We start from the raw sequence: 5556 nt of genomic DNA, 5'->3' as shown, positions 1-5556 counted from the left end.
CTCTTCGTCAAATTTACGTGGTGATTTTCTGTTATTTACCATATTAAAAAGTCCTTTCAAAATTTGTGTCTATTTATTTAAGAGTATACCAAAAAAATGTGTCCACTTTATTAGGATACATGCAAAATGACTTAAATCTAGACTTTGTAAGCTACTGCAATAAGCGAACATGGCGTCCATATTCGTCACTTGACTCGTATCTAATTTTTCTAGACCACTAATTTCTTTTAAGTTTTGTAGAAAATTGAGCATATCAGAGGAGAATAAGTACTGACTTTCTTTTGGTGCAACGACCTTGCCAAATAATTCGATTTTTTGAATTGAATCACCCTTTATATACGACGTGCTTGTATTCCATGGAGAATCTTTGTAAGTTCCGAGTGTGCCAGAATAAATGGTCATCGTTCCTGTCGTTTCATCAAAGGTATAGGGTGACGTTCCCCAATACTTCATACCAGTGGTTCTTATGAAGGTATCGGGTTGGCTACCATCGTATTTAACCATAAAGTCATTACTTGTTGCATATGGAACTCCTGTATTTTTTCCTAACCAAGTTCCATCTGGTAAATGAACTGTATCATTAAAAACGGATTTTTCCCCTAGGGTTAATTCTTTCAGATTACTAGTGTCAAGAAACATATCAGTCATAACCGTTACGTTGCTTGTGTCAAAACTACTTAGATCTAAACTTTGTAAGCTACTACATTCACAGAACATCCATCCCATATCTGTCACTTGGCTCGTGTCGAAGTTACTTACATCTACACTTTGTAAGTTACTGCAAGAAGCGAACATATTTTCCATAGTTGTCACTTGACTAGTGTCGAAACTACTCATATTTATGTTTTGTAGATTACTACAACCACTAAACATGGTGTACATACTTGTCACTTGTTTCGTATTGAAGTTACTTAAATCTAAGCTTTGTAAGCTACTACATTTATTGAACATCTCGCCCATATCCGTCACTTGGCTCGTGTCAAAGCTACTTAGATCTAGACTTTGTAAGTTACTACATTCATAGAACATAGCCATCATATTCGTCACTTGGCTCGTATCGAAACTACTTAGATCTAGACTTTGTAAACTACTACAACCACTGAATAAATCATACATATCCTTTACATTACTTGTATCGAGATTGGTCAATCCATTGATTTCTTTAAGATTAGAAAGACGATTCCCTACTGCATCAGCACTAAATAATCGTCTACTGTCTTCTGGTGCAACCACTTTACCTACCAAGTCAATCTTCTGAATCTTCTCAGCAGATACTTCACCTTTTACCCATGGTTGTTGGCCATTTTCACCTAGGTTTCCACCATAAACGGTCATCGTTCCTGTCGATTCATCAAAGATATAAGGCGCCGTTCCCCAATATCGAACATTATCGATTTTTAGAAATGTATCCGGTTGGCTACCATCGTAGTTATTCATAAAATCGGCACTCGTTGCATATGAAACTCCAGTATTTTTTCCTAGCCAAGTTCCATCTGGTAAATTAACGGTATCATCGAAAAAGGATTTTTCTCCCAATGTTATCTCATTTAGATTACTACAACTATCGAACATAGTGTTCATACTCGTCACTTGACTCATATCGAAGTTACTTAAATCTAGACTTTGCAAGTTGCTACAGCTATGAAACATCTCATTCATACTAGTCACATTGCTGGTATCAAAACTGCTCACATCTAAGGTTGTCAGACTACTACAGCTATAAAACATTGCAAACATATCTGTCACATTACTTGTATTAAAATGACTTACATCCAAATTCTTTAAACTACTACAGTGGGCGAACATACTATACATTTTAGTTACGTGACTCGTATCAAGATTTTCCATTCCTGTAATTTCATTTAAATTAAAAAGTCTGTTTTTCAGCATATACGCACTAAATAGACAAGAGCTATCTGCCGGTGCAACTACGTCCCCAATCAATTCAATTTTCTTGATTTGATCTGGTGAAACTTCACCTTTAGACCATGGTTGTTGCCAATGGTCGCCTAGCGTTCCCGCATAGATGGTCATCGTTCCTGTCGTTTCATCAAATGTATAGGGTGAAGTTCCCCAAGTCCCACTACTCTTGGTGTCTTTCGATTTCCCCTCTTGTTTCCTGGCATCTTGATCCTGAGATACGTCTGCAGATTCCACACTCTGACTTGTTGAGGTCTCTTCCTTTGAACGACCTGTTTCGGTCCTGGTGCTACTCTCTTCTGTAGCTGATGGTTCTTGCTCTTCTTGTAAAGAAGCGGCTTGAACGACGATTTGCGGTAGTTGTGGCGTAACTGGAAAAACATTTGTAGCTATGATACTTGTCGTAGCAAGCAACCGCAACATTTTATGATTCTTACTCACTCATTTACCTCCATTTCTATGAAACTAGCTAATGGTTATCAGCTCCTATACTTTATTGAGCTAAGTATAGGGAAAGAATCATTAGCCCTCGTTTTATTTATGGTCTATTGAAAGAAAACCGAAAGTCATCCCCAAGACAGCTTCCGGTTTCTTTGATTATTCATAAACTATTAGTTCATAGATTAAGGTCGAGTTGGATCTGCAGTTAATGTATACGTTACTGTTGTTTTATATTGATCAGTATTCTTAACAGTTGAGTTTGGCACATTTAATTGTACACCGTTCGTTGTATCATCTGCTTGTAATTGACCCAAACCAATTGAGTGGACCCCAATTCCTGTAGTAGCATCTGCAGAAGCAATCTCTTGATCTGTATCATTTAAGACGATTTCTCCGCCAGATACAGCTGGTGCCCCAACTTGACCATTCCCAGAGAATAAGTTGCTAAGTTTTAATTCTGCCCCAGTTAATTCATTTCCATTTGAATCTTTGAAAGCATCATCTTGTTTAGCTGTTAGTGACCAACCTTTACGATCTGTTCCACGAGAATCTTTTACAGAAACAAATGGTGTAATTTTGGTACCATCCTTCATTTCATCTGCTTTCGCATGGAAAGTTGTCTCAGTTTTTTTATGTGTCCCAAAGTCTAATTTGGATGCGTAAGTAATCATTAATTCTCCACCATTTGGATTAACTGGATCTGTTGGATCTACTGGATTAGTTGGATCACCTGGATCTACCGGATTAACTGGAGTATCATCTTTATCGAATTGAATAATTGCATCTGTTTTAGCTGTTGTTGCATCTGTATAATCTGCAGCAAATACACTTCCTCCACTAGACAATGTAGTTGCCAATAGCGCTCCACACATTAATAAGTTTTTCATTTTCACAAAAATCACCTCTATAATTTTTTGTACTTCTTTAGTACAATGAAATTATAATGGTAAATCTACTTCCAAAAAGTTCATTATAGCTATTTAAAAAACTCTGTTTTTGATATGATTATACAAGTAGTAACAACAAATTTAGTTATCTAATATAGTTTCTATTTGTAAAAAATCTTTATTACCTAGATTAGTATCAATAATATAAAATATATTATTGTTTTCTAATGTTTTCAGTTGACCATCTGTAATACAAATATCTGCTTTATTTTCATCAAAAGTCTCCTCAATTAAGTACTTTTCTTTAAAATGTTGAGTTATATTACCAAGTATTGTTTGTTCTGTAGTTCTACCAGAAGATACCGATACCAATATTTTCATTTTTTTTAAGAAAAAATTACGAAGAGCTTGAAAATGTATCATGCAGTATGTTTCTAGTAAAAAGCTCTCACTATAGATTATCTGTGGAAACTTGTCTTTAAGATCGGAAATAATTATATTTAAATTCTTAAAGATTTCAGGATAGTTTTGGGCCATTTTTTCTTTATAATAAAAGCTGTCTGAAGAAGTAATTAAAACTTTTGATGGAACAATGAAAGCTTTACTGTGACACATCACTAATTCCAAAAACAATAAAGGATGTTTTTTCTCTAAATTTTCAAGTTTATATTTTTTCTCCACATTTTTAAATAAGTACTTCGTTATCTCAAAAGCAAATAAATCTTTTTCTCCATATACTTCTTTTAATACAATCAATTTTTCCACATTAGTTTTAACGTAATTTAGTGAAAAACTACTTATAACAAAAAAATAATAGTGGAATTCGGACTCTGGACAATATAATTGTGGAAAACTTCTATACCATTCTTCCTTGCAAATCTCAAACATGTCATTGCCTTCAGTCAATTGATAAAATTCTTTTTTGTAATCAATAATATGTGCTTTTTTTACCCTTATTCTTGATATTGCTAATAAGTAATAAATTTGCTCATAACTAACTTGGGAACACCAAATTTCTAGTCTCATTGATACTCGTTCACTATTTTCAATTAACTTAGCTTTATCTACATTACTAAAAGGCCAATGTCTACCTTTAAAAATTTCCCAGTAATATTTAAAAAGAAATCCTCTAATATTTTGTTCGTCTCCGACAAAACGATTATTTCTTATAGCTATATTAGAATCCTTTAGTATCTCGTTTATAAAAGCAATTTTTCTTCTAATAGATGCTAAACTAATAAAATTTTTATACGCAAACTGATCTAACGAAACAATACTTTCATTTAATAAAGACGTGATTAATTTGAAGGTTAAAGAATTACTATAAATCTTTTGAATCAAATCGGCTATATATATACTACTTGAACAGTTAAATAAAACTCCTTTATTTTGAACAATTTCAATATAAATATGCTTATCTTCTTCAATTTTACTTTGTAATGATTTTATTATTTTATTGACAGTAACTCTGCTTAAATTCATATGCTCGCCTATCTCCTCCGAGGTTAGCCAACGGTTTGAATTTTTACCTAAATATTTTAAAATTTCTACTTCTTGATTTTCAGCTTTATGTAGATATTTCATTATTAAACTCCTTTGCCTCTTGATACAGCTAAACCCATAAAATAATTACTTCATATAAATACTAAAATAGATTTTGTTAAATATTTAACAATAGATTTTCATAAGTATAAGATTAACATTTAATACCAGTTAATAAGATCAAAAAAAGCAATTAATAATGCATGATATTGATACTCACAACCTATTTTTATATTATTTTTCTATAAAAGAATTAGGGAATCAGTAAGGCTCTATAATTTCTAGGACTGATAGAATTTTCTGTCGGTCCTAGATTTTTTTGTAAAAAAAAACAGACATACAAAAATTCCGATAGAATAGAGTCGTCTAAAACATCAATCTGAAAGGAAGTTTTTGTATGTCCATCTCTCATTCTATCAAAGAGCTCTTCACTATTAAAGATAAAAATATTGAAATTAATTCTTTTCAAGAAACTATTTATAAGAACAAGAAAGCCATCGTAATCGAAGGAAATTTGGTTCGGACCTTTAGACATTGTCCATTTTGTAAAGAATCTGCGAAGCAGATCGTCAAAAACGGCAAGAAGATTTCAATGGTTCTCTTAAATCACAGTGGAAATAAGCAAACCTACTTGAGGCTAAGAAAGCAACGTTATCACTGCCGAGCATGCGGGAAATATTTTACTGCTCATACGTATCTTGTCGCTCCTTCATGTTTTATTTCGAAACAAGTTCATTACACAATATTAGAAGAGTTGACCGAGCGT

4 protein-coding genes are annotated in these 5556 nt (G+C 33.0%); 1 reads left to right on the top strand and 3 read right to left on the bottom strand.

The annotated features are described in order from the left end of the window. Positions 1–69: 69 nt before the first annotated feature. From G7Y42_RS14615 to G7Y42_RS14605, 3 genes are all read right to left on the bottom strand, one after another. Positions 70–2361: a BspA family leucine-rich repeat surface protein gene (locus G7Y42_RS14615; protein ID WP_165007562.1), complete on the bottom strand. Its 2292-nt coding sequence runs from the start codon at positions 2359–2361 to the stop codon at positions 70–72. A 182-nt stretch (positions 2362–2543) separates the two neighbouring features. Then, the gene (locus tag G7Y42_RS14610; protein ID WP_241161972.1) at positions 2544–3248 is read right to left on the bottom strand and encodes a WxL domain-containing protein; all 705 of its coding nucleotides are present in this window, start codon (positions 3246–3248) and stop codon (positions 2544–2546) included. A gap of 141 nt (positions 3249–3389) precedes the next feature. Beyond that, positions 3390–4832, bottom strand: a complete 1443-nt coding sequence (locus tag G7Y42_RS14605) for a helix-turn-helix domain-containing protein (RefSeq protein ID WP_165007556.1) — start codon at positions 4830–4832, stop codon at positions 3390–3392. Between the two features lie 355 nt (positions 4833–5187). Between G7Y42_RS14605 and G7Y42_RS14600 the strand changes: the two genes are divergently transcribed. Beyond that, a partial coding sequence (locus G7Y42_RS14600; protein WP_165007553.1) for a transposase family protein occupies positions 5188–5556 on the top strand: 369 nt, incomplete at its 3' end.

This window comes from Enterococcus sp. ZJ1622, assembly GCF_011038845.1.
Classification (GTDB): domain Bacteria; phylum Bacillota; class Bacilli; order Lactobacillales; family Enterococcaceae; genus Enterococcus_B.
The sequence above is the reverse complement of the archived record's forward strand: the minus strand, read 5'-3'. Positions and strand labels throughout refer to the sequence as shown.